This is a genomic window from Microbulbifer variabilis, from assembly GCF_052468405.1.
Window position 1 is genome coordinate 4,156,308 of sequence record NZ_CP174343.1, and the last position, 22,935, is coordinate 4,179,242.

Sequence of the window (22,935 nt, forward strand, 5' to 3'; positions counted from 1 at the left end):
AACTATGGGTTTCCAAGATGTATTGACCGTGAAGGGCTGCCAGGCAGAGCCCTTTCGCGTCCGTCAGGTAACACGGCAACGCTATGTTGGATCGCAGTATTGGCGAGTTTTCGCGTTTTGTAATTATCGCTCTGGGCTGCACCATTCTCGGTTTCACCTCAGGCAACTGGTCGCTCGCCCTAATTGCGGGCCTGGCCGCCTACCTTCTATCTGTATTGTGGCAACAACAGCGCTTCAACCGCTGGCTGGCCAATGGCCGGCGCGGACCCGCTCCCACCTCTTTCGGTATCTGGGGCGAAATCTACGATGACTTCTATCGTATGCAACGCCGTCATCGCCGCGAGAAACAAAAGCTGCACGCTATGTTGCGGCGGGTACAGGACAGTACCAGCGCTCTGCGTGAGGGCATAGTTGCTCTCGAGAATGGCGACCATTTGGCTTGGTGGAATCCCGCTGCCGGTGAGCTACTCGGCCTGCAGGCCAGTGACAGCGGACAATCCCTGGTCAATTTTGTCCGTGACCCCAACTTTGTCAGCTACATGCACAGCGAGGATACCGACTCGCGCGAGCCTCTGACCCTTCCCGCCCCAGGCAATGAAGCACTGCACCTGCAGCTGGAGGTTACCCGCTATGGAAAAGATGAGGCACTGGTTATCGTTCGCGATATCACCCGCTTGCACAACCTGGAGCAGATGCGCCGCGATTTTGTTGCCAATGTCTCCCACGAACTACGCACCCCACTGACAGTCATTGCCGGCTACCTGGAAACCCTGCAAGGCAGTGATATGGCACCACCCGCATGGCAGCGTCCACTGGCACAGATGGAGGAGCAGGCCGCACGCATGACCACACTGGTCAACGACCTGTTGCTTCTGGCACGCCTGGAGACCTCTGAGCGCACTGGCGGCGACATGCTGATAGATGTGCAAGAACTGATGGAGCGAGTAGCGCGGGAAGCACGCAGCTTTAGTGGTGGTCGCCACCAGATAGAGGTGGAAAACGAAATCCCCAGCTGCATTCGCGGTGATGCTAGCGAGCTACACAGCGCCTTTGCCAACTTGGTGCTGAATGCGGTGAAGTACAGCCCTGATGAAGGGGCCATCAAGCTTCGCTGGTGGCAGGACAACCGGGGCGGTCACTTCAGTGTGGAGGACCGAGGCATAGGTATTGACCCTTTACATATCCCGCGCCTTACTGAACGCTTTTATCGGGTCGACCCCGGTCGCTCGCGAGACAGCGGCGGCACAGGCCTGGGACTGGCTATCGTGAAGCACGTTCTGATACGCCACGGCGGTGAAATGAGTGTTGAAAGTACTCCCACACAAGGCAGCACTTTCACTTTGCACTTCCCTGTCAAAAAAGTGGTTAGCAAAGTAGAGCAAGGTCCTAAGGTGACAGTGGGCGCTTAAACACCGCCCCACTCCTTACCCAGATAAAGCCGGGGTTAATCAAACTCCTCCAGCCTTACCTTTTCACCATTTTTTGTATAGGTGCTCTCGTCCTCATCATTAACCGGTGTACTCTCCCTGCTCAGGATCAGGTGGTGCAATTGCAAATCCCCATCACGCAGCAACAGGTGCTCATTGCCCTCATCGTCCGTAGGCAGGGGCCGGGAGCCCAGTAAAGCATCGCGCAAGGCGCGCAGGCGAGGCACATCCTTATAGCGGTTCAGGTCATTAGAAAGGCGCGTCTTCATACGCTCACTTTCGTGCAGGGCAGCAGCAGTCTCACGATACTTGGCAAAAAAATACACAGCGCCAATTGCAAAGGCCACAATTACCGTTACTTCAAACCACGCAGGCATACTTACTCCTTATTATCGTTTTTACGCCAGACAACCAGTTGATTATTGGCTGGCAGGAAACTTAGCTCTTCGCGCCGCATATCCGCATCTGCAGCGAGCTGATCCAACCATTCCAGGTCACGGATACCACTGGCTGGGTTGCGCTCCTTGAGCCAGAGATCAAAATCGGCATTGCTTGGCCCGATAAAAGCCCCATCAATTTTCACAGGACCGTAGACAACCAGCTGACCACCGGACTCCAAGACCGAGGGGAGCTTGTGGAAAAAGCGCTCTACCGATTCTCTCGACATGATATGCAGGGTATTGGCGGTAAAGACCACGTCTGCACTGAGCTCTGGCCAGTCGCTATCGACATCCAGGGCAAGAGGCTTTAGCAGGTTTTGCGCGGGCTGCTTCTCCAACCAGGCGCAAACTCCCGGTAACATCTCCGCACGTTCAGAAGTCTGCCAGGTTAATTGGGGCAACTGAGGAGCAAAGTAGACCGCATGCTGCCCGGTACCACTTCCAACTTCCAGCACTTGCCGGCTATCAGCCAGCAGGCGTCGTAATTGTTTAAGGATGGGATCACGGTTACGCGCGCAGGAGGGAGCATCCGGTAGGGCCTGCTCGCTCATTGCGCTTCGTCCCGGGTAAATACCCAATCGTGTTCACTGGACATTTCAGGGCTGTATTCATACCCCCCGACATCAAAGCCCTTCAGCTCTTCTGCCTTTTTTACCCGCTGGTCGATAGCCCAACGACTCATCATGCCCCGCGCCTTCTTAGCGAAGAAACTGATCATTTTGTACTGGCCATTTTTCAGGTCCTTGAAGTGTGGGGTAATCACTTCGGCATCGAGCGCCCTGGGCCTGATCGACTTGAAGTACTCATTTGAGGCCAAGTTAACTAACTCACGGCTCCTGAGGCTATGCAACTGCTCATTGAGAGCCCCGGTGGTTTTCTCTCCCCAAAATTCATACAGGTTCTTACCACGGGAATTCTCAAACTTGGTGCCCATCTCCAAACGGTAAGGCTGCATCAAGTCCAGTGGGCGCAGGATACCGTAGAGCCCCGACAACATACGCAGATGTTTTTGCGCATAGCTGAAATCGCGCTTGCCCATAGACTCTGCATCAAGACCGGTATAAACATCGCCTTTAAAAGCGAGCAGCGCCGCTCGTGCATTCGTAGCAGTAAAAGGCCGCTTCCAGGATTGGAACCGATCGTAATTCAGGATGCCCAGCTTATCGGAAATTTTCATCAGGCTGGAAATCTGCTGCGGGCTGAGTTTGCGCAGCTCTTTGATCAATGCTGCAGACTCCTTGAGAAACTCCGGCTGGGTGGTTTCCAATTCGGGAATTTCACTCTCATAATCCAGCGTTTTCGCGGGAGAAATCACTATTAACATCGGATACCTTACTTTCCTCTGCCTAACCATCGCTGTTAGCGACGTTCCAAACCAATTGCGAATCTAGGGCATACCTGAAATTTTGCCCGGCTCTCTTAGCATAATGCGGCAGTAAATATTGCTACTACCCTTGATTTACCCCGGCCGTGACTATTCTGGCTTTAGAATATCCTGCCACCAATTCAAGGGGGTCTGGCCATCCTTGGGATCATACACGTTGCCGTAATACCAGACACTGTTGGCCCCATCGCAGACACTATTCAGGATCTTTTCAATTTTTTCGAACCCGCAGCTGACATGAATGCTGTATACCAGCATACGCGGAACTTCCAGATCCAATTCGCCTCCAAGTTTTTCCAATTGGGGGGTTAATTTATCCGAAAGCTCTGCGCTATCACCGCGACAAAATACTCGGATTGACAAATTACCAGAGCGTTTTACCAGCTCAAACTGCTGGGTATCTTTATCTACCTTGATACTATCGCCGCTGGCGATGCCCTTTATAAAAGCGGGGGAACGTACCAGCTGACAGCTACTGTCTTCATTAATACGCACCTGCAGGCGTTCTACCACCGGCTCGCCATCAGGGTTCGTGCCCGCAAACAACTCGATTACCTGTAGTGCTGTCATAACCTCTCTTCCCGGACTGTGTACAATGGGTGATCGCTAAATACTCAGCATTATACAGGGAGGCAGGCAATGATCTCGCGCAACCAGACTTTCTTCGCGACTGCGGCATTTGTAACAACCTCAATTCTCAGTGGTTGCGTTGTCAACCCTGTAACCGGAGAACAACAATTCTCCCTGATCTCAACCCAGCAGGAACTGAGCCTGGGGCAGCAACAGTACCCTAAAAACCAGCAGCAACAAGGTGGGCAATACACCATAGACCCCAGCTTGCAGGACTATGTGAACAGGGTGGGACAAAAACTGGCTAGAGTTTCGGACCAGCCCCAACTGCCCTATGAGTTCGTCGTGCTCAACAATTCCGTGCCCAATGCCTGGGCCCTACCCGGCGGTAAAATCGCCATTAACCGTGGCTTGCTGGTGCTGCTGGATGATGAAGCTGAGTTGGCCGCTGTGTTAGGGCACGAAATTGTTCACGCCGCTGCGCGGCATTCAGCTACAGCCATGTCCCAGCAACAGGTGCTGGGCGCAGGGCTTGCTGTCCTGGGCGCAGCGACAAAAGACACCACCTATGCAGACCTCATCTCTACCGGCAGCCAGCTTGGTGGCTCAGCCTATATCGCACGCTATGGTCGCGGCAATGAGCTGGAGTCTGATGAATACGGCATGAAATATATGGCTGCTGCCGGCTATGATCCCCAAGGAGCAGTTCGCCTGCAGCGTAAATTTGTTGAGCTCTCCAAGGGGCGCCAGACCAACGGACTGGAAGCACTATTTGCCAGCCATCCCCCATCACAATCCCGTGTCAACGCAAATATTGAGCACAGCAAATCACTGGCAAAAGGGGGCATTAGCAACCGTGGTGCCTACCAAAAAGCGATTAGCCAGCTTAAACGCGATGCCGATGCCTACAAAAATTATGATGAGGCATTGAAGGCAGCAGGTAACAAGCAATATGACAATGCCCTAAACCTCGTGCGTAAAGCGCAAAAACAACAGCCCAAGGAAGCAGCTTTCTTCGCACTGGAAGGTGACCTGCTTGCGCAAAAAAAACAGTACGCCAGCGCCCACAAAGCTTATGATCGTGCTGTACAAAAAAACCCAGCCCTATTTTCCCATTGGCTGAAACGTGGAATGGTCAGTGCACAACTTAAGGACTATACATCGGCTGAGAGAGACCTAAACCGCTCTCTTCGCTACCTGGATACAGCTTACGCACATTACTATCTGGGTGAAATCTATGAGAGGCAAGGCAATGTACAAACTGCTTTTCAGCATTACCAGACTGCGTCTCAAGCAGGAGGAGAAATTGCATCGAAAGCTCAGGCAAGAATGCAGGGGCTGAAAAATAGAGGATAGTTTAATTGTAATTTAAAATATCCGGCACTATAAAATCTATAAAAAGGGCTATCTCATATAGCCCTTTTTACTTTCTTTCACTCAGAATTGTACAGTCACACCTAGTTCAAATTTCTTTACATCCACATCTGGATTCAAGGCCTTTGCATAGATATCATTTCCAAAACTGGAATGCTTGAAAACATTCTCTAAAATAGTGCTATAAGAAGCGTCCACAGCTATATTACGATTAAAAAAGTGAGAAAACCCTAACTTGTAATCATTATTTCTATCGTAATCAATTCCAAATGAAGTATTCTGTGTAAAGTAGTAATCCGTGCCCACTTTCCAATAATTATCTCCACCATCTCTATTGAGGTAGCTTAAATCTACAGCTAAATATTTATTATCACCTAAACCTGCAAAATATTTAGAAGAAAACAGCTGCCAATCAAAAAGTTCATCAGCAACGAATCCAAACCCAATATAATCAGTACTATTTAGCTGATAATTGTAGCGCGCCTCAACATAAGTGTCGCCTTCAGTATTATATAACTTCATCAGAAAATTTGGAGTAAACAAGTATCCCAAAGCTATAGTATTGAAACTATTTTCCGTAAAATCTGTTAAGTTAGCGCTAACTAAAAAACCATTTTCAGCAAAATACTCACCAGCGAAAGCAAAGTTATCATTGTTCCAATCTTCAATATTTCGATGGTAATATGCCGCTGATATATTGCTAGATTTATTGATAAATTCAAATTCTTTTAGCGGGCCAAGAGCATCCTTCCCAGAAAAATAATAGGTTGTTTCCACAGAAAAATCATCACCACTTACACTGTCAAAATCTAGATTAGAATAGCCTGCAGTAGTAATTGATTTGTACTCTTCAGCTGAAGCAACAACCGAGAAAAATACCAGTAAAAAAGCCGAAACCCTAAGTTTCATTTAAATCTCCTTCTTATTAGCTATTTTCAAATATATGGCGCCAAATAGGACTCCTCCTCCAGGAAAAAATTCAAATTTAAGTAAAAAATTCAATAATCAAATAAAATCAATTTTCTTGAGCGCCAAAAAGAGCTAAATTACACTTAGAACTCAAATAAGTTTCCATCGATAGTAAATAAATATTATGCAGCAACCCTAGCTGGGAAAAATATTCAATTACCTTTTCAAGGTATAGATAAATACTGCAAGCCAATAAGATTACTGAGCAAGTATAACGAAATATTCAAGCTTCATTTTAATAGCTTAAAACTTAAGATTGTTATCAACAAAATAATATCGAATGCAAAAAATCTATGGATTTAGAGCCTTAATACAACTAATAAATTACTCGAAACTCTTATTGCAATTTGTAGCAGACCTTCATATTAACCTGGATAATGCATGTTGATAGTAAGGTAGCATTTAGAGGGATTTTGAATATTATCAGTTGATCGAAAATCTAGAAGGGTTAGTGCGGATAGATAAAATAATATAAATCCAGAAATAAAAGGGCTATCTTAGATAGCCCTTTTATGAGTCCAAATTATAGCTGCACAGTCAGCCCTAATTGGTATACATCGTAGTCAAAATCACTATCAGTATTGGAAACATAAGCCGCTTCAACAGCAAAATTTTGGTTGAAGAAGTGGTTCATGCCCAGCTTATACTCATCGTTTTCATCGAATGAGAAACCGATGGAGGTACGCTGAGTAAAGAAGTACTCTGTACCTAAAGACCAATAATCGTCACCTTCATCATAGTTCGTATAAGTCAACTCTGCGGTTAGGTATTGTTCGCCAGCCAAGTGAGTGAAGTACTTGGAAGACAAGGAGCGAGTATCAAACTCTTCATCAACGAATAAATTAAAACCGATATAATCGGTAGAGTTTAATTGATGATTGTAACGAGCATTTAATGAAAATTCATTGTCGCTATCATCATCAACATGATTCAGGGTTACCAAAAAATCGGGAGAAAACAGATATCCAATTGACTGATAATCTACATTACTTTCCCAAAGGTCAATAATTCCTGCACCAATAACAAAGCCACTGGATGTAAAGTACTCACCACCTGCAGAGAAAGTATCGGAGTCAAAGCTTCCGATATTGTAATGAGAAAATCCTGCAGAAACGTTACTAACCTTATTGATGTATTCAAATTCTTTCAGTGGGCCGAGAGTTTCTTTACCACTAAAATAATAAGTTGTTCCAAAATCAAAACGGTCTGCATCAACGGAGCCGGACTCTATATCAGAGTAACTAGCTTTGGTAAATGAATTGTACTCCTCGGCAGTTGTAGTAGCCGCGAGAAGCATCAGGGGAAGAGCAGCGAGCTTGAATCTCATATCAAAATCCTTCGTTAACGTTGGGATCCAAATTGGGCAGCGGATTGTAACAAAAGTTTTTTAGTTCGCAACAACAGTAAATTACAAAAAGTCAGTTAACTATTTTTTTGCGGCAAGTTGAACAAAACAGATGGTTGAATTGACTGGAACAAAAAGATAAAAATGCTTGTAATACAGCGTAATAATTAACTAGAAAAACAAATCACAAAAAATAATATAATTTTATATTTTTTAATTTTTATCTTATCCACTGGCTTTATTCAGCTTGCATTCAGTTTGGAGTCACTAATATTAATCCAAGCCAAAATTAACAACCCATTGAGGGTCTTCAAATTCACCCAGTGAACGAATTTCGACGAAGGGAGCAACACTGCGAATGATTTTATCGATCTCCACAGAATGCTGCGTCTGCATTGCATCCCTATCTTCCTTACAATGCCAAGTGGCAACAGCAAGCAATTTTCTTGGATCATCAATTTTCCGGTGAAGTTCCGTCCCCATCGCGCCGGGATATTGCTGAATTAACCTGGACGCTCGTACCCAGGCTTCAGCATATTCCTCAGCACTGAATCCCTCTTTGATATGAACTTCGAAAATATATTTCATCGCTTCCTCTCAGGACGCCCAGGCTGGAAAAACCTGCAATAAAAAAAGGCCGCTTAATGCGACCTTTATAGCGGACTGGAAGTTCAAGACTTCCGCAAATTTTTTTCATGGCCGTGGCGAATATCCGCACCTTCCACCAAATAAACTACCTGCTCACAAATATTCTTCGCATGGTCGCCAATACGCTCCAGTGAACGCAGCGCCCAAAGCACGTTGATCACTCGCGAAATACTACGCGGGTCTTCCATCATATAAGTGACTAACTCGCGAACCGCGGTGCGGTAATCCATATCCACCTGCTCATCTTCCGCCAGCGTGCGCAGGGCTGACTCAACATCAAAACGGGTGTAGGCATCCAGGGCATCGTTGAGCATCTTGCGCACGGCATTGGCGATATGGCGTATTTCAGTATAACCACGGGGTGAGGTGCCTTCATCGGTGAGGGCAATGGCCATTTTTGCAACCTTGCAGGCCTCATCGCCGATGCGCTCCAGATCACGAGCTATGCGAGTTACCGACATCACCATCCGTAAATCCGAGGCGGCGGGCTGGCGTTTAGCAATAATTAAAGTCGCGTGCTCGTCGAGTGCCATCTCGCTCTTGTCGATCTCCTCTTCGACACGCAAAACCTCCTCAGCCAGCTGACTATCAGCATTGGACAAGGCATCTACAGCATCGGCGACCTGACGGGCAACCATGCCGCCCATCTCCAACATCTCGGTCTTAATACCTTCCAGGTCCTCGTTGAACTGACGGGAGATATGCTGATCGAAGTGCATTTCCATAGTGTTCCCTCGGGGCGTGGCCAACTCAGCCGAAGCGGCCGGTGATATAGGCTTCGGTTAATTCGTGCTCAGGGTTGGTGAACACGGTTTCGGTATCGTTAACTTCGACAAGTCGACCCAGATGGAAGTAGGCCGTACGCTGACTGACGCGAGCGGCCTGCTGCATTGAGTGTGTAACGATGGCGATAGTGTAGTTCTCGCGCAGCTCATCAATCAGCTCTTCGATACGTGCGGTGGCGATGGGGTCCAGGGCCGAACAGGGCTCATCCATCAGAATAACTTCGGGGCTAACCGCAATAGCCCGGGCAATACACAAGCGCTGCTGCTGGCCACCGGAGAGTCCGGTACCCGGCTTATCCAGGCGATCCTTTACCTCATTCCATAGCCCGGCGCGGCGCAAGCTGCTCTCAACAATTTCATCCAGATCGGCGCGGCGGCTGGCGATCCCATGGATCTTGGGACCATAGGCCACGTTCTCATAGATGGACTTTGGAAAAGGGTTTGGCTTCTGGAATACCATGCCCACCCGAGCACGCAAGGGCACAACATCCACCTTGGGACCGTAAATAGGATCGCCATCCAGACTCAACTCTCCCTCAACACGACAACCTTCAATAGTGTCGTTCATACGGTTGAGGCAGCGCAGGAAAGTGGACTTACCACAACCGGAGGGGCCGATCATGGCCACCACTTGATTGCGGCCTATATCCAGGCTGACGGAGTGGATAGCCTGGGCCTCGCCGTAAAATACATTCACATTGCGCATGCGCAACTTGGCGGTATCACAGAACGGCTTGCCCACGGTTTTCCGGACTTCGGCGCTCGCTGCAATTTGCCCGCCAGTCAGTTCGGATTGCGCCGCCTCTGTGCGCCCCGCGGCATCCAGGGTCATGGTACTCATAAATAATCCCGCTTTCTGTTAATCCGCGCTGTGTTACCAGCGGCGCTCAAGTTTCTTGCGCAGTAATACCGCGCTGGCATTCATTACAATCAATACGCTCAGCAGCACCATAATTGCTGCCGAAGTGCGCTCGACAAAAGCGCGCTCAGGGCTGTCGGCCCACAGGAAGATCTGTACCGGTAGCACAGTGGCTGGATCCGTCACCCCGGCGGGCACATCGACAATAAAGGCGACCATACCAATCATCAACAGAGGTGCTGTTTCACCCAGAGCCTGGGCCATGCCGATAATCGCACCGGTAAGCATACCCGGCATTGCCAGTGGCAACACATGGTGGAAAACCACCTGCATACGCGAGGCACCCATCCCCATAGCCGCTTCACGAATAGAAGGCGGTACCGCTTTTAATGCCGCACGGCTGGAAATAATAATCGTCGGCAGTGTCATCAGGGTCAGCACCAAACCGCCGACTAACGGCGCCGAGCGAGGCAGCTCGAAGAAATTGATAAAAATCGCCAGCCCCAACAAACCAAATACGATAGAAGGTACCGCAGCAAGGTTATTAATATTCACTTCAATTAGGTCGGTCCAGCGGTTCTTCGGTGCATATTCTTCCAGGTAAATGGCGGCGGCTACGCCGATAGGGAAGGACAACGCCAGTGTCACCAGCAGAGTAAATAGCGACCCCATCAGCGCTGCCCGAATACCAGCCTGCTCTGGCTCACGGGAATCCCCATTGGTAAAGAAGGTGGTATTGAAACGTTTTTTCAGCTCACCACTATCCAACAGTTGCTCAATCCAGCCGGCTTTCTGCTCAGAGGTGCGACCACGAAAACCCTCCTTGGAATCCTTGAGGCTCTTAACAAAGGTGTCCACATCGTCATCAGCGGCGAACCAAACCTTCTCGCTCTTGCCAAGCAGCTCAGGGTCATCAGCCAGGCGGTCACGCAGAGTGAAAGGCGCGCCAGAAGAAACCAGGGTATATAGCTCGCGCTTTTCGCCACGGCTGGTCACCGAGGGAAAGCGCTCGCGCAATGCTTGGCGAATCACACCGGAGAAGTTGGCCCAGGCCAGGCTCTCATCATCGACTTTGTCGATGTCAAGTACCTGTGCGTCGTAGTGTATTTCCAGCTGGATAGCGGTCTGCATAAAAGCACCGCTACCCTTGCTGATAATATCGCTGAACAGAATTACAACTGCGAGTACCCCGAAGGCGATACTGGCAATGCCCAATCCGCGAAAGAGCTTTTCCTTGCGATGGCGGCTGGCGAGGCGCTTCTCAATACGCTCGCGAACCTGCGCCTGAGTCAGATTAGTCATACTGCTCCCGATATTTTTTCACTACGTGCAGGGCGATAAAGTTCAGCACCAATGTGGTAACAAACAGCATTAAGCCCAGGGCAAAGGCCGCCAGGGTTTTGGGGCTATCAAACTCCTGGTCACCAACCAGCAGGGTCACAATCTGAACGGTAACAGTGGTCACAGACTCCAGCGGGTTGGCGGTTAAGTTAGCTGCGAGTCCCGCCGCCATCACCACGATCATGGTCTCACCAATTGCCCGTGACACCGCCAGCAGAACACCGCCGACAATTCCCGGCAAAGCCGCCGGGATGACCACTTTGCGCACTGTTTCAGAGTGGGTGGAGCCCAAGCCCAGGGCACCATCGCGCAATGATTGCGGCACCGCATTGATCACGTCGTCCGACAGTGAGGAGACAAACGGGATAATCATAATGCCCATCACCAGACCAGCAGCCAAGGCACTTTCACTGGAGGCCTCCAGGCCGACCGAGGTAGCCAGGTCACGAATAAAGGGCGCAACAGTCAGGGCGGCAAAGAAGCCGTATACCACTGTAGGTACACCGGCGAGAATCTCCAAAATAGGTTTGGCCACTGCACGGACACGTTTACTGGCATATTCCGCCAGGTAAATTGCCGCCATCAAACCAATCGGTACAGCGACAAACATGGCGATGGCAGAAACCATTAAGGTGCCGGTAAACAGGGGCACAGCACCGAAGGCACCACTGGAACCAACCTGGTCGGCACGCAGGGCCATCTGCGGGCTCCAGTGCAAACCGAACAGAAACTCGGTGACCGGAACCGACTGGAAGAAGCGCAGGGATTCAAATAGCACCGAGAATAGAATACCCACGGTGGTAAAAATGGCCGCGCAGGCACAGGCAATCAATATAGCCCGCAAGACCTTCTCAACTTTTTCTCTGGCGCGTAATTGTGGAGAGAAACGTAAAAGAGCAAAAGCCCCAAGACCCACGGCCAATATCAAGCTCATAAAGGCTTGCATATTATTGGAGCTGCTGCGCAATTGGCTGAGGTGATCCGCCGCTTCTTGCAAACGTGGAGTGGCTTCCCCCAACATATGACCCGCAGCCAGATTTTGAATTTGGGCGTAGAGCAGATTCTGTCCTGAAATTGTCTCGGGTTTGTCGGCGACACTGTTCAGCACCATAGCCCGAATAATGGCATCGTCAAAAATCAGCCAGGCTCCTAGTAATATCAAAGCCGGCAAGCCACACCAAAGCGCGGCAAATATTCCGTAATAACTAGGCAGGGAAGCCAGATTTCGTAAGCCACCTAAGCTGCGTGCAGCGCTCAGTGCACGGCTAAAGCCGGTACCGTAGGCCACCAGTATCAACAGCAGCAGAAGGGCGAACAGTGTGGGGGTTTGCATTGATTTACCGTGCTAAAAAATGGTGGTCGGCATTATCCCGACATTTCCCTCAGATTCCACAGTGCTGTGGACAAAGAAAAGCCAAGCCCTCTCGGGCTTGGCCGTCAATTCCCTTTGACTGTACTACTCCAGGATATAGTTATTTTGCAGCGAGATTGCTCAGTGCATTCAGCTTGCGAACGTCAGTAGCAATTTGCTGACGCTTCTCTTGAGGCAACGGGATCATGCCTTTGTCTGTCAGGTAACCTTCATCACCCCAGGTGCGCTCATTGGTGAACTCGGCCAGGAATTGCTTGATGCCCGGTACTACGTCAGCATGCGCTTTCTTCACGTAGATAAACAGCGGGCGGGATACCGGGTAGCTCTGATCAGCAATAGAATCGAAAGTCGGGGCCTGACCTTCAATCAGTGAGCCCTGTACTTTGTCGGCATTCTGATCGAGGAAGCTGAAGCCGAAAATGCCCAGGGCATTCGGGTTGGCAACCAGCTTGTTCACGATCAGATTGTCGTTCTCACCAGCTTCTACATAAGCGCCATCTTCGCGCACGTTGTGACAAATCGCCTTGTAAGCGCTCTTGTCTTTTTTCTTCATGGCCTTGATCCAGCCAAACTTCTTACAGCCACCTTCCATCGCCAGCTCGGCAAAGGCATCGCGGGTACCGGAAGTGGGGGGCGGGCCCAGAACTTCAATTTTGGTATTGGGCAAAGCCGGGTTTACGTCTTTCCAGGTCTTGTAAGGGTTGGCCACCAGGGTCTCGGAACCGTTAGGGTTTGGTACTTCTTTAGCCAAAGCCAGGAAAATATCCTTGCGGGATAGCTCAAACGGAGCTGCTTTCTTTGCGTTGGCGAGTACGATGCCGTCGTAGCCGATCTGGACTTCCACAACATCAACGCCGTTGCCGTTACACATTTCCAGCTCGGACTGCTTGATACGACGGGATGCACCGGTGATATCTGCAGTACTCTCGCCAACGCCCTGGCAGAACAACTTCATACCGCCGCCAGTTCCCGTGGATTCAACTACCGGGGTTTTGAACTGTGTAGCGCGGCTGAAGCGCTCTGCCACAGTAGTAGTAAAAGGATAAACGGTAGAGGAACCGACAACACTGATGTAGTCGCGAGCCGCCATAGCCACCTGAGAGGTGGCGAGGGTCAATGCCGCCAGGGAAGTGGCCAGAATTTGCTTGTTCATGTGGAACTCCGATGAGTGTTTTTTATTTCACGCGGCGATGCTAGGAACAACGGGTGACGATTCTATGAACAAAAGATGACAAAAAGATGACAGCTTAAAATATGGCTCGCTGGTGCATGGACTGCCAAAACGGTAACCTTCGTGCAACCAAGATAACAATAAGATGTAAAGAGAGAAGCCCCCATGCCTTTTCTGTTGCGTGGAGCCCGTGCATTGGAGAGTCTGTCCAGTCGCACCGGTCACCTGCTGGCCTGGTTTACCTGGGCCATGGTTTTACTGCAAAGCGGTGTCGTGGCACTACGCCATCTTTTCGATAGCGGCTCTATCGCCCTACAGGAATCCGTAGTCTATCTGCACGGTGCTACCTTTATGCTCGGCCTGGCCTACGCCCTGCAAACTGATGCCCATGTGCGGGTAGACATCCTCTATAGGCGCATGGGGACCAGGGGCAAGGCCTGGGTTAACGCCGTAGGTTATCTCATCTTTTTATTACCAATTTGTACTTTTATGCTGATTAGCAGTTGGCAGTTTGTACTGAACAGCTGGTCAGTGCTTGAAGACAGCGCCAATGCCGGCGGCCTGCCAGGGGTATTCCTGTTGAAGAGCCTGATCCCTCTTGCGGCAATTACCCTAGCCCTGGCCGGCGCAGCCCAGTTTATGCGCGCCCTCCTGCAACTGATGGAAACGCCAGCCCCGACAACCAAGGCCTCGGCCAAGCCCCGGTTACTAAGGCAGGCAGAGGAGGCTGAGGCATGATGGAGTTAATCCCCCTGCTGATGTTCGCCGCTGTCTGTGCAATGTTGATGTTCGGCTATCCGGTAGCCTTCACTCTTGGTGGAACAGCGCTAATCACCGCTGGCCTGGGTATTGTGTACGGCGTCTTTGATGCAGAATTGCTGCGCGCCTTTCCCGATCGCCTCTACGGCATTATGCAAAATGGCACCCTGGTGGCCGTGCCATTATTTGTGCTGATGGGTGTGATACTGGAGCGCGCCCGAATCGCCGAGGATTTACTGGTCAACCTAACCAAGGTATTTATGGGGGCGCGGGCAGGAATGGCCATTTCTGTAGTAGTGGTTGGTGCACTGCTCGCCGCCAGCACCGGAATAGTGGGTGCCACGGTAGTAACTATGGGTCTGATGTCCCTGCCCACCATGCTGAAACAGGGCTACTCTCCCAAGCTCGCCACCGGTACCATCTGTGCCACCGGTACCCTCGGGCAAATTATCCCTCCATCTATTGCGCTGGTATTACTGGGAGATACTCTCTCCAATGCCTACCAACAGGCACAGCTGTCTGCCGGAATCTTTAACCCCAAGCCCGTCAGCGTCGGTGACCTGTTTATCGGGGCAATTATCCCGGGCTTACTGCTGGTAGCAGCCTACATTATTTACCTGTTATTCATGGCCCGCCGCGAACCGGCGAAAGCTCCCTCCACCGAACAGGAGGCACTGGAAGTCTGGCCGTTGATTAGCAGCCTTTTTCCTCCTATTGCCCTGATGTTGGTGGTTTTGGGCTCCATTATTACCGGTGCAGCAACTCCCACAGAGGCCGCTGCAGTAGGTGCACTGGGCGCAGGTTTGTTGGCTTATAGCCGTGGTGCCCTGAATTGGGCACGAGCGGGGGAGGTTGGGCGAAGCACCCTACAAGTAACAGCGATGGTCTTCGCAATCCTAATCGGAGCCTCGCTGTTTTCTCTGGTCTTCCGCGGTTATGGCGGCGAAGAATTGGTAACCAGTATTTTTCACAGCCTGCCCGGTGGCGTAGTAGGGGCGACACTATTGGTAATGCTGGTGATTTTCTTACTTGGGTTTATTCTCGACTTTATCGAGATCACCTTTGTAGTGGTACCTATTGTAGGGCCAGTTTTATTAGCAATGGGAGTCGACCCGATTTGGCTCGGCATTATGATCGCCATTAACCTGCAAACTTCATTCCTGACACCACCGTTTGGTTTTGCCCTCTTTTATCTACGCGGTGTCGCACCCAGCTCAATAGCTACTTCCGCTATATACCGTGGTGTTGCGCCCTTTATTGGCATCCAGATTTTTTTACTTTGTCTATTGGCGCTCTGGCCAGCTCTGGCAACCTGGCTGCCAGGGATTATTCAAAAATAACAGGTACATACCCTATTTTTACACCTGTTAAAAATAAAAGGGGCCGGCTCAATTGCGCCGCCCCTTCTCAGTCTCTATCGTCAATTCCACACTCCGCACTTAACTACAGAAACATCAAACTATTTGTCTTTTAAAACTTTCACTACACCTTGTCATCCCTCTTTTCAGAAAATACTCCTGTTACATTAACGATTTAAAACCTGGTGTAACTGTCTATATATTGACGGTGAAACGCACCTATCGACACTCGAAACAAATAAAGATAACAAACAGGGAATCAAGAACTCTGAAATCAGTCTATCGATTCTTAAAAAGAATTAAGAACATGAATAAATATTAAAAGGGAATTAAAAATGCTGAAGATCTCTAGTCTTTCCAAGACTTATGACAATGGCGTACACGCGCTTAAAAACATCAATCTGGATATTCCAAAGGGAATGTTCGGGTTGCTCGGACCCAATGGGGCCGGCAAGTCCTCATTGATGCGTACCATCGCCACTCTGCAATTCGCCGATAGTGGATTCATCACTTTTGATGGAATCAATGTGGCCACCAATCCGCAGAAAATCCGTAGTACTTTAGGTTACCTGCCACAGGATTTTGGTGTTTATCCGAGAATCAGTGCCGAAGATATGCTTGATCATATGGCGGTACTTAAGGGTATCAGCAATCGAAAGGAACGCCGCGAGCTGGTGGCTGACTTATTGCACCAAACCAATTTATTTCGTGATCGCAAGAAAAATCTGAGCGGTTACTCCGGCGGTATGCGCCAGCGCTTTGGCATTGCCCAAGCCCTTATCGGCGACCCGCGCCTGATTATTGTCGACGAACCCACAGCTGGACTCGACCCACAGGAGCGCAATCGCTTTCATAATCTGCTCAGCGAAATTGGCGAGAATGTAGTAGTGATACTCTCCACCCACATTGTGGAAGATGTTGCCGACCTGTGCCCCAATATGGCCATTCTCGCAGCTGGAAAAATTGTTGCACAAGGTAAACCTGAAGAGCTGACTTCCAAGCTGCAAGGTCGCGTATGGCGGCGTATCGTCAATAAATCAGAGTTGGAAGAGTGCCGTAATAAATTCGATGTGATTTCCACTCGCCTATTAGCCGGCCGTCATGTTGTACATATACTGGCGGAATCTCAACCGGGTGAAGGGTTTGAACAACTGCAACCCGACCTGGAGGATGTCTACTTCTCCACCCTCTTCAGTGATGAAGAATCTCGAGTGGCTAGCGCCGCCTGAGGCGGGGGAGGGTATCGACATGTTTTTATCTATTGCTAAGTTTGAATTTCACTATCAACTGCGCCAGCCGGTGTTTTATGTCACCAGCCTGGTTTTTTTCCTTCTGACATTTGGCGCCACTGCCTCCAACAGTATACAAATCGGCGGTGCCGGCGGCAGCACCCTAATCAACTCCCCTTTTGCGATCATGCAAACCCTGCTGATCATGAGCTTGTTCAGTATTTTTATTACCGCCGCATTCGCAGCCAACCCGGTACTGCGTGATCGTGATATGAAAATGGATGGTATCGTCTTCAGTACCCCTATCAGCAAGCGCGATTATTTACTAGGGCGCTTCACAGGGTCATTTACTGTTTCTTTCCTGGCATTTTCAGCCTCTGCCCTAGGTATGCTGTTCGGTTCCTGGATGCCCTGGCTGGACCCGGAACGGTTAGGTCCAACACAAATATCTCATTACTTACAAACACTATTCGCACTCATTCTTCCCACCATGCTGTTTTGCAGCGCACTGTTTTTTAGCCTGGCAGCTGTAACTCGCAGCATGATGGCCACTTACTTGGGGTTGATTGCTTTTCTGGTTCTCTATTTTACCAGTCAGGGGATGATGGACGAGCCCGCTTATCGCAGTGTCGCCGCACTGGCCGACCCCTTCGGTCTCGGCGCCTTCGATAATGCCACTCGTTATTGGACCGCCTTCGACCGCAATACTTCCATGATTGCCCTGGAAGGAGAGTATCTAACCAATCGCATAATATGGCTCATCGCCAGTTTGCTTATTATTGGGTTGGGCTATAGACGCTTTTCTTTTGCCGAGCGCAAACCACTCTGGTCACGTCGTCACAGAATAGAGAATCAAACTGAGGAACAGCTTCGTTACAATAAGCCAATACCGCGAATCACTCCTACTTTTGGCGCAACCGCTGTTTGGCAACAATTCCGGGTACGCAGCGGTTTTGAAGTCAAAGCCGTGGTAAAAAGCCTGGCTTTTTGGGTAATTCTCGCAATTGGTGTTCTCAACGTACTGGGTGCTTCCCTTAACCTGGAAGCAATTTTCGGTACCTCGGTTTACCCTGTTACCCGCTCAATGATAAGCCTGATACAGGGCGCCTTCAGCCTGATCATGATGATTATTCTGATCTACTATGGGGCTGAATTAGTATGGCGCGAACGCCAGACCGGCTGCCATGAAATTATGGATGCAGTGCCCACACCGAACTGGGTTTTTGTGGCAAGCAAGTTTATCGCAATGCTGGTGGTTCTAGCCGGTATATTGATTGCCAGTATGCTGACCACTGTCGCTGTACAGCTGGGCAAGGGGTACGCTACCCTCGAGCCAGGGCTTTATTTTTATGGTCTCTGGTACCAATTCGCAATGCCCTTCTACCTGATGGCTGTTCTTTCTATCTTTGTCCAGGTAATTACCCGTAATAAATTCCTCGGCATGTTGCTGATGGTGGGCTACCTGATCAGCTCTATAGTGCTCGACATCTTAGGTTTTGAGCACAACCTCTATCAGTTCGCCGGTTGGAATGCTGCTCCCTACTCGGATATGAATGGCTATGGTCACTTTGAACAGGGTCGCGCCTGGTTTGCATTTTACTGGACAAGCTTCAGCCTGATATTAGCAATGTTGAGTTATGGGCTCTGGCAGCGGGGCACCCTGGCCTCACTAACGAGCAGGCTCAAAGCCCTACGCTTCCAGCTGGGATTGCCCAGCCGTTTAGCTGGTATTACAGCCTTCCTGCTGTTTGTTGCCAGTGGAACCTTTATTTTCTACAACACTAATATTCTCAACGACTATGAAACCAGCAAGGATCGCGAGCAGCTAGCCGCAGACTACGAGAAAAAGTACAAATCCCTGGAAGACAAGCCAGCGCCACATATCATCGATGTCAATGTAGATGTGGATATCTTCCCCGATGAACGCCGCTATGAAGTGCGTGGGCGTTACTTCCTGATGAATAAGCGCGATAAATCTATCAATGAAGTAGCCATCGGACTGGAGCGCGGTCTCACGGTCAACCAGCTATCCCTGAGTCAGGCCAAACTGCGCGAAAAGGATGAGCAATTCGGCCATTATTTCTTCGAACTGGAGCAACCCCTGGAACCCGGAGAGTCACTTACACTGGAGTTTGATCTTAGCAGGATCAGCCGTGGCTTTATGAACTCCGGCTCCTCCACCACTATTGTGCAAAACGGTACTTTCTTTAATAACTTTGAGGCGATGCCCTTTATCGGTTACAACAGCAATATTGAATTAACTGACCGTCACCTGCGCAAGAAGTACGATCTACCCCCGCCTCAGCGAATGCCCAAACTGGAGGATACAGATCACTACCGGGAGTCCTACCTGCGCAGCGACTCCGACTGGATTAACTTTGAAACCACGGTCAGTACCTCAGTGGGACAAGTAGCACTGGCTCCCGGCTATCTGCAAAAAGACTGGCAGGAGGGAAAGCGCCACTATTTCCACTACAAGATGGATGCCCCGATTCACAATTTTTTCTCCTACCTTTCTGCGGACTACACCATAGTTAAAGACCAGTGGAAGGATGTAGCCATTGAGGTCTACCATCACAAGCCTCACGACTACAACGTGGACCGTATGATTGAAAGTGTGAAGAAATCCCTGGAGTATTTCAGTGAGGCTTTCAGTCCCTATCAATATCGCCAGTTGCGTATCGTTGAGTTCCCGGGTTATGAAAGTTTTGCCCAGGCATTTCCCAACACCGTGCCCTTTTCAGAATCCATCGGCTTTGTCGCCGATCTCCGCGACCCGAATGAAATTGATTACGTCTTCTATGTAACTGCCCATGAGGTTGCACACCAGTGGTGGGCACATCAGTTGGTCGGAGCCAACGTGCAAGGCGCCACTTTGCTCTCCGAAACCCTGGCCCAGTATTCCGCACTGATGGTTATGGAGCAGGAATACGGTCCGGAAAAAATACGTCGCTTCCTCAAATATGAGCTTGACCGTTACCTGAGCGCGCGGGGTAGCGAACTCCTTGAGGAACTTCCCCTGACTCACAATGAAAACCAACCCTATATCCACTACCGAAAGGGCTCTGTAGCCATGTACGCCCTCAAAGATGCCATGGGTGAAGATGCCATAAATGCGGCCTTGGCATCGTTGCTGAAAGATAAAGGGTTCTCCAGTGACCCCTATCCCACCAGTATGGATTTGGTGGCAAGGCTCAGAGCGCACGCCGAATCATCTCACCAGGAACTGATCACCGATATGCTGGAGAGGGTAGTTCTTTTTGACCTGAAGATCGCAAAGGCCACCTCTGAGCTATTGGATAATGGTAACTATCGCGTTCTGTTGGAGTTGGAAGCTCACAAGTTCGAGGCCGATGGGGAGGGCCAGGAGCAAGAAATCCCAATGAATAATCGGATAGATATCGCCATTTTCAAGGAAGATCCCGACAAGAACTTTAATTCAGAAAACGTGCTCTACTTCGCCAAACAGGAGATCAGCGAGCAAACCACCGTGCTGGAGTTTGAAGTGGAGGGCAAACCGAGCATCGCTGGAATTGACCCCTACATCAAGATGATTGATAAAAACCCAGACGACAACCTGCTGGAAATAGAGGCTTTGTAAGGCCCAGATCACTAGTCTCCCGGCCATCTGGGGTGGTGGCTGGGAAGCAGGATGGCCAGTTTTCTCCAGCAAATTTGGGATAACACTGGTCAATTACTGCGCAATTTGTGCTAGAATGCGCCACCTTCCCAGAAGTAGTACCCAATAACTCTAACAATCTGTGAGCAGTCGATGTCCGCACTTTCAGCCCTAGATGAAAACCCGCAACCCACAGGTACGCTAACCCTGCAAACCCTGGCCATGCCCCGTGATACCAATCCCCAAGGGGACGTATTTGCTGGCTGGCTGATGTCGCAAATGGACCTGGCGGGCGCAATCCTCGCCCAAAGTATCGCACGGGGCAGGGTAACCACCGTTGCGGTAGGCAGTATGGTGTTTTTACGCCCGGTACCTGTTGGCTCCACAGTCAGCTGCTATGCAGAGGCTATCGAAGTGGGTCGTTCTTCGATCAGGACTATGGTTGAGGTGTGGCTGACACGGGTTGATTCCGGTGAGCAGGTGAAGGTCACTGAAGGTGAGTTTGTTTTTGTCGCTATTGACGATAGTGGGCATACCAGGCCACTGCCTTAAAGATCGTGCTGGGGGGAGATTTCCTCCCCTGAAATCAGCTAATTTAGCTTTCCAGGCATACCGGGGAAGGTTCTTTAGCTATCGTTGGTACAGACTTCACCCAACCACGCAAAGTTCTAAAAGTCATTCGATTACATTCCTCTGAAATAATGCGCCCTCGCTCATAGACTTTTTCTCCTCCAGAAAAAAAACTCAAAGTCATTTCTTTATTTTCTGGCTTGCGGTTTTCTGAAAGTTCTGCCTTCATTGCCATAAGAGAATCAACAAACAACTTGATACTTAATTCGCCGAGAGAGTCAATAGGTATGATTTTTTTATCTTTATTTGGCGAGGAAACAACCTCAATCAAATTTTGATAGGCTGGCTTTTCTTGGTTATCCAGCTCAGTTATTGAGACTGCATTTTTCAAAGTTAATGTACTTCTATCCTGTGACAGAAAGAATACAGGGTGAGACTGAACAACCCAAGGATGATTAGTTTCAGCTTCCCAAGCAATAAATGGGATATTTTTTTTCTGTAAATCAACTTTAGAAATTTCTATTAAATCAACAGCATTAAAGGCAGCAATATTCTCTTTATATGGTTCCAAAATCTTATCTGCCCTTTCCTGCTCTGCTTTCTTTTTACTATCCCCAGTTGCACCTACAATTAAAGCATGGGCGAGAATAGATCCAGCGAAAGCAGCTGGCGTAGCGCCAATATAAGTCATCTGCCCATGATTTACATCTAAGCTATCATGATTAACCTGACCATAAAATGGTGGCTTTTTGAACGCCTCTACTTTTATAGCTATCGAAGTATCAACAGGAATACTAACAGACTGATCAATATACTCTACATATGGAGAAGTCTTGTTACCAGAACACCCAGCAATCAGCATGTATATAATAAATAATGCTTGATATCTCATCTTTAGTCTCAAAAGAATAAATTCTGCAATAATTGACTTGAGTGCCAGTAAGTTTCTAGCACTCAATTAATCATAAGGATTAAACCTTACTGATCTGTTTTTGGTGTACCTAAAGAGGAGATAATGATTTCTTTTCCTTCTGCTATAGCTTGATAATAAGCATTAGTTAGAGCAGGGAAGTTTGGAGACTCATCCCATTCACCAGAAGCTGCCTTTAGAACTTGCACAGGACGGTACCACTCGTAGGTATTATTTGAAAGGTCAACTAAATACCCTAATGCTTCGAAATAGCCTTTTGGCTCGCTTGTCGGTATATAGCTTGAGTAGGTTCTATGCATACCTACAGCGTTTAAATCCAAAACCAAGAGGTAACTAATATTATATTGCTCGGCAAATGAAGAAAAATCCCGCTTGGTAGAATTGGGAATTTCTGATTTGTATTTAGGCAACTTACGTAAATTAAGTTCCTGGGAAATTTCTACTACCTCAATGTCTTTGGACTGTAGCAGCTTGTTCATATCAGCAGCAATAATCACTACTTCATCCGCTGACAAGGTTTCAGTGTGGGTACTAAGCGAGGAGTTCGCTATCTCTGCAGCAGCCAAACAGAGAAGACAACTTGCTCCAGGGAGATAAACATCTGGTGTAGGTACTTTTGACACTACCAATCCTACGCGCTTCCCAGGTTGCTTCCAAAAAGTTTGATCTGGCATAACTGGTGATTGAGGTACACCTGCACAGCCTGAAAGAAAAACCATCCCCAAAATAAGTAAGCCAAAAGCTCTAAGCATTTATAACTCCCAAGTCATATTTTTGTAGTCAG

21 protein-coding genes are annotated in these 22,935 nt (G+C 49.0%); 7 read left to right on the forward strand and 14 right to left on the reverse strand.

What is annotated here, in order from left to right:
* Positions 1-83: 83 nt before the first annotated feature.
* Positions 84-1,409 (forward strand): phosphate regulon sensor histidine kinase PhoR, encoded by a 1,326-nt coding sequence (gene phoR, locus ACJJJB_RS18865; protein ID WP_445365306.1) that lies wholly within the window; start codon positions 84-86, stop codon positions 1,407-1,409.
* Between the two features lie 35 nt (positions 1,410-1,444).
* On the opposite strand, the gene ACJJJB_RS18870 is transcribed toward phoR, so the two are convergent.
* From ACJJJB_RS18870 to ACJJJB_RS18885, 4 genes are all read right to left on the reverse strand, one after another.
* Complete coding sequence (locus ACJJJB_RS18870; RefSeq protein ID WP_020413953.1) at positions 1,445-1,804, reverse strand: hypothetical protein; 360 nt, start codon at positions 1,802-1,804, stop codon at positions 1,445-1,447.
* A gap of 2 nt (positions 1,805-1,806) precedes the next feature.
* Complete coding sequence (locus ACJJJB_RS18875) at positions 1,807-2,418, reverse strand: DUF938 domain-containing protein (protein ID WP_282952077.1); 612 nt, start codon at positions 2,416-2,418, stop codon at positions 1,807-1,809.
* Positions 2,415-3,191: a peroxide stress protein YaaA gene (gene yaaA, locus ACJJJB_RS18880; RefSeq protein ID WP_445365307.1), complete on the reverse strand. Its 777-nt coding sequence runs from the start codon at positions 3,189-3,191 to the stop codon at positions 2,415-2,417. Before yaaA ends, ACJJJB_RS18875 begins: the two co-directional genes overlap by 4 nt.
* Before the next feature lie 150 nt (positions 3,192-3,341).
* Entirely contained in the window at positions 3,342-3,821 is a 480-nt protein-coding gene (locus ACJJJB_RS18885) for a DUF4265 domain-containing protein (RefSeq protein WP_020413950.1), read from the reverse strand.
* A gap of 69 nt (positions 3,822-3,890) precedes the next feature.
* On the opposite strand from ACJJJB_RS18885, the gene ACJJJB_RS18890 reads away from it, so the two are divergent.
* Entirely contained in the window at positions 3,891-5,177 is a 1,287-nt protein-coding gene (locus ACJJJB_RS18890; protein ID WP_445365308.1) for a M48 family metalloprotease, read from the forward strand.
* 81 nt (positions 5,178-5,258) lie between these two features.
* Here the strand turns inward: ACJJJB_RS18890 and ACJJJB_RS18895 are convergent, their stop codons facing one another.
* The 8 genes from ACJJJB_RS18895 to ACJJJB_RS18930 form a co-directional block, all read right to left on the reverse strand.
* On the reverse strand, positions 5,259-6,104 hold the full coding sequence (locus ACJJJB_RS18895) for a putative porin (RefSeq protein ID WP_445365309.1): 846 nt from the start codon (positions 6,102-6,104) through the stop codon (positions 5,259-5,261).
* 583 nt (positions 6,105-6,687) lie between these two features.
* On the reverse strand, positions 6,688-7,491 hold the full coding sequence (locus tag ACJJJB_RS18900) for a putative porin (protein ID WP_445365310.1): 804 nt from the start codon (positions 7,489-7,491) through the stop codon (positions 6,688-6,690).
* 291 nt (positions 7,492-7,782) lie between these two features.
* Positions 7,783-8,097, reverse strand: coding sequence for an antibiotic biosynthesis monooxygenase family protein (locus ACJJJB_RS18905; protein ID WP_444902439.1), 315 nt, complete (start codon positions 8,095-8,097; stop codon positions 7,783-7,785).
* An 83-nt stretch (positions 8,098-8,180) separates the two neighbouring features.
* Complete coding sequence (gene phoU / locus ACJJJB_RS18910; RefSeq protein ID WP_020413945.1) at positions 8,181-8,882, reverse strand: phosphate signaling complex protein PhoU; 702 nt, start codon at positions 8,880-8,882, stop codon at positions 8,181-8,183.
* 25 nt (positions 8,883-8,907) lie between these two features.
* The gene (gene pstB / locus ACJJJB_RS18915) at positions 8,908-9,783 is read right to left on the reverse strand and encodes a phosphate ABC transporter ATP-binding protein PstB (RefSeq protein WP_020413944.1); all 876 of its coding nucleotides are present in this window, start codon (positions 9,781-9,783) and stop codon (positions 8,908-8,910) included.
* A gap of 33 nt (positions 9,784-9,816) precedes the next feature.
* A complete protein-coding gene (gene pstA / locus ACJJJB_RS18920; RefSeq protein WP_020413943.1) occupies positions 9,817-11,103 on the reverse strand; it encodes a phosphate ABC transporter permease PstA in 1,287 nt (428 codons plus the stop codon).
* Positions 11,096-12,475: a phosphate ABC transporter permease subunit PstC gene (gene pstC / locus ACJJJB_RS18925; RefSeq protein WP_020413942.1), complete on the reverse strand. Its 1,380-nt coding sequence runs from the start codon at positions 12,473-12,475 to the stop codon at positions 11,096-11,098. The genes pstA and pstC overlap by 8 nt, the downstream gene beginning before the upstream one ends.
* Positions 12,476-12,614: 139 nt before the next feature.
* Positions 12,615-13,667, reverse strand: coding sequence for a PstS family phosphate ABC transporter substrate-binding protein (locus tag ACJJJB_RS18930; protein WP_020413941.1), 1,053 nt, complete (start codon positions 13,665-13,667; stop codon positions 12,615-12,617).
* Positions 13,668-13,850: 183 nt separating this feature from the next.
* Here ACJJJB_RS18930 and ACJJJB_RS18935 point away from each other — a divergent pair, with 183 nt between their 5' ends.
* The 5 genes from ACJJJB_RS18935 (at position 13,851) to ACJJJB_RS18955 (ending at position 21,202) form a co-directional block, all read left to right on the forward strand.
* Positions 13,851-14,423, forward strand: coding sequence for a TRAP transporter small permease subunit (locus tag ACJJJB_RS18935; RefSeq protein WP_445365311.1), 573 nt, complete (start codon positions 13,851-13,853; stop codon positions 14,421-14,423).
* Complete coding sequence (locus tag ACJJJB_RS18940; RefSeq protein ID WP_020413939.1) at positions 14,420-15,784, forward strand: TRAP transporter large permease; 1,365 nt, start codon at positions 14,420-14,422, stop codon at positions 15,782-15,784. The genes ACJJJB_RS18935 and ACJJJB_RS18940 overlap by 4 nt, the downstream gene beginning before the upstream one ends.
* Before the next feature lie 353 nt (positions 15,785-16,137).
* Positions 16,138-17,031 (forward strand): ABC transporter ATP-binding protein, encoded by an 894-nt coding sequence (locus ACJJJB_RS18945; RefSeq protein ID WP_445365312.1) that lies wholly within the window; start codon positions 16,138-16,140, stop codon positions 17,029-17,031.
* Positions 17,032-17,050: 19 nt separating this feature from the next.
* Entirely contained in the window at positions 17,051-20,632 is a 3,582-nt protein-coding gene (locus tag ACJJJB_RS18950) for an ABC transporter permease/M1 family aminopeptidase (protein ID WP_026305155.1), read from the forward strand.
* Between the two features lie 171 nt (positions 20,633-20,803).
* Positions 20,804-21,202: an acyl-CoA thioesterase gene (locus tag ACJJJB_RS18955; protein WP_020413936.1), complete on the forward strand. Its 399-nt coding sequence runs from the start codon at positions 20,804-20,806 to the stop codon at positions 21,200-21,202.
* A gap of 43 nt (positions 21,203-21,245) precedes the next feature.
* Here the strand turns inward: ACJJJB_RS18955 and ACJJJB_RS18960 are convergent, their stop codons facing one another.
* The gene (locus tag ACJJJB_RS18960; RefSeq protein ID WP_020413935.1) at positions 21,246-22,112 is read right to left on the reverse strand and encodes a hypothetical protein; all 867 of its coding nucleotides are present in this window, start codon (positions 22,110-22,112) and stop codon (positions 21,246-21,248) included.
* A gap of 86 nt (positions 22,113-22,198) precedes the next feature.
* Positions 22,199-22,903 (reverse strand): hypothetical protein, encoded by a 705-nt coding sequence (locus ACJJJB_RS18965; RefSeq protein ID WP_020413934.1) that lies wholly within the window; start codon positions 22,901-22,903, stop codon positions 22,199-22,201.
* Between the last annotated feature and the right edge of the window lie 32 nt (positions 22,904-22,935).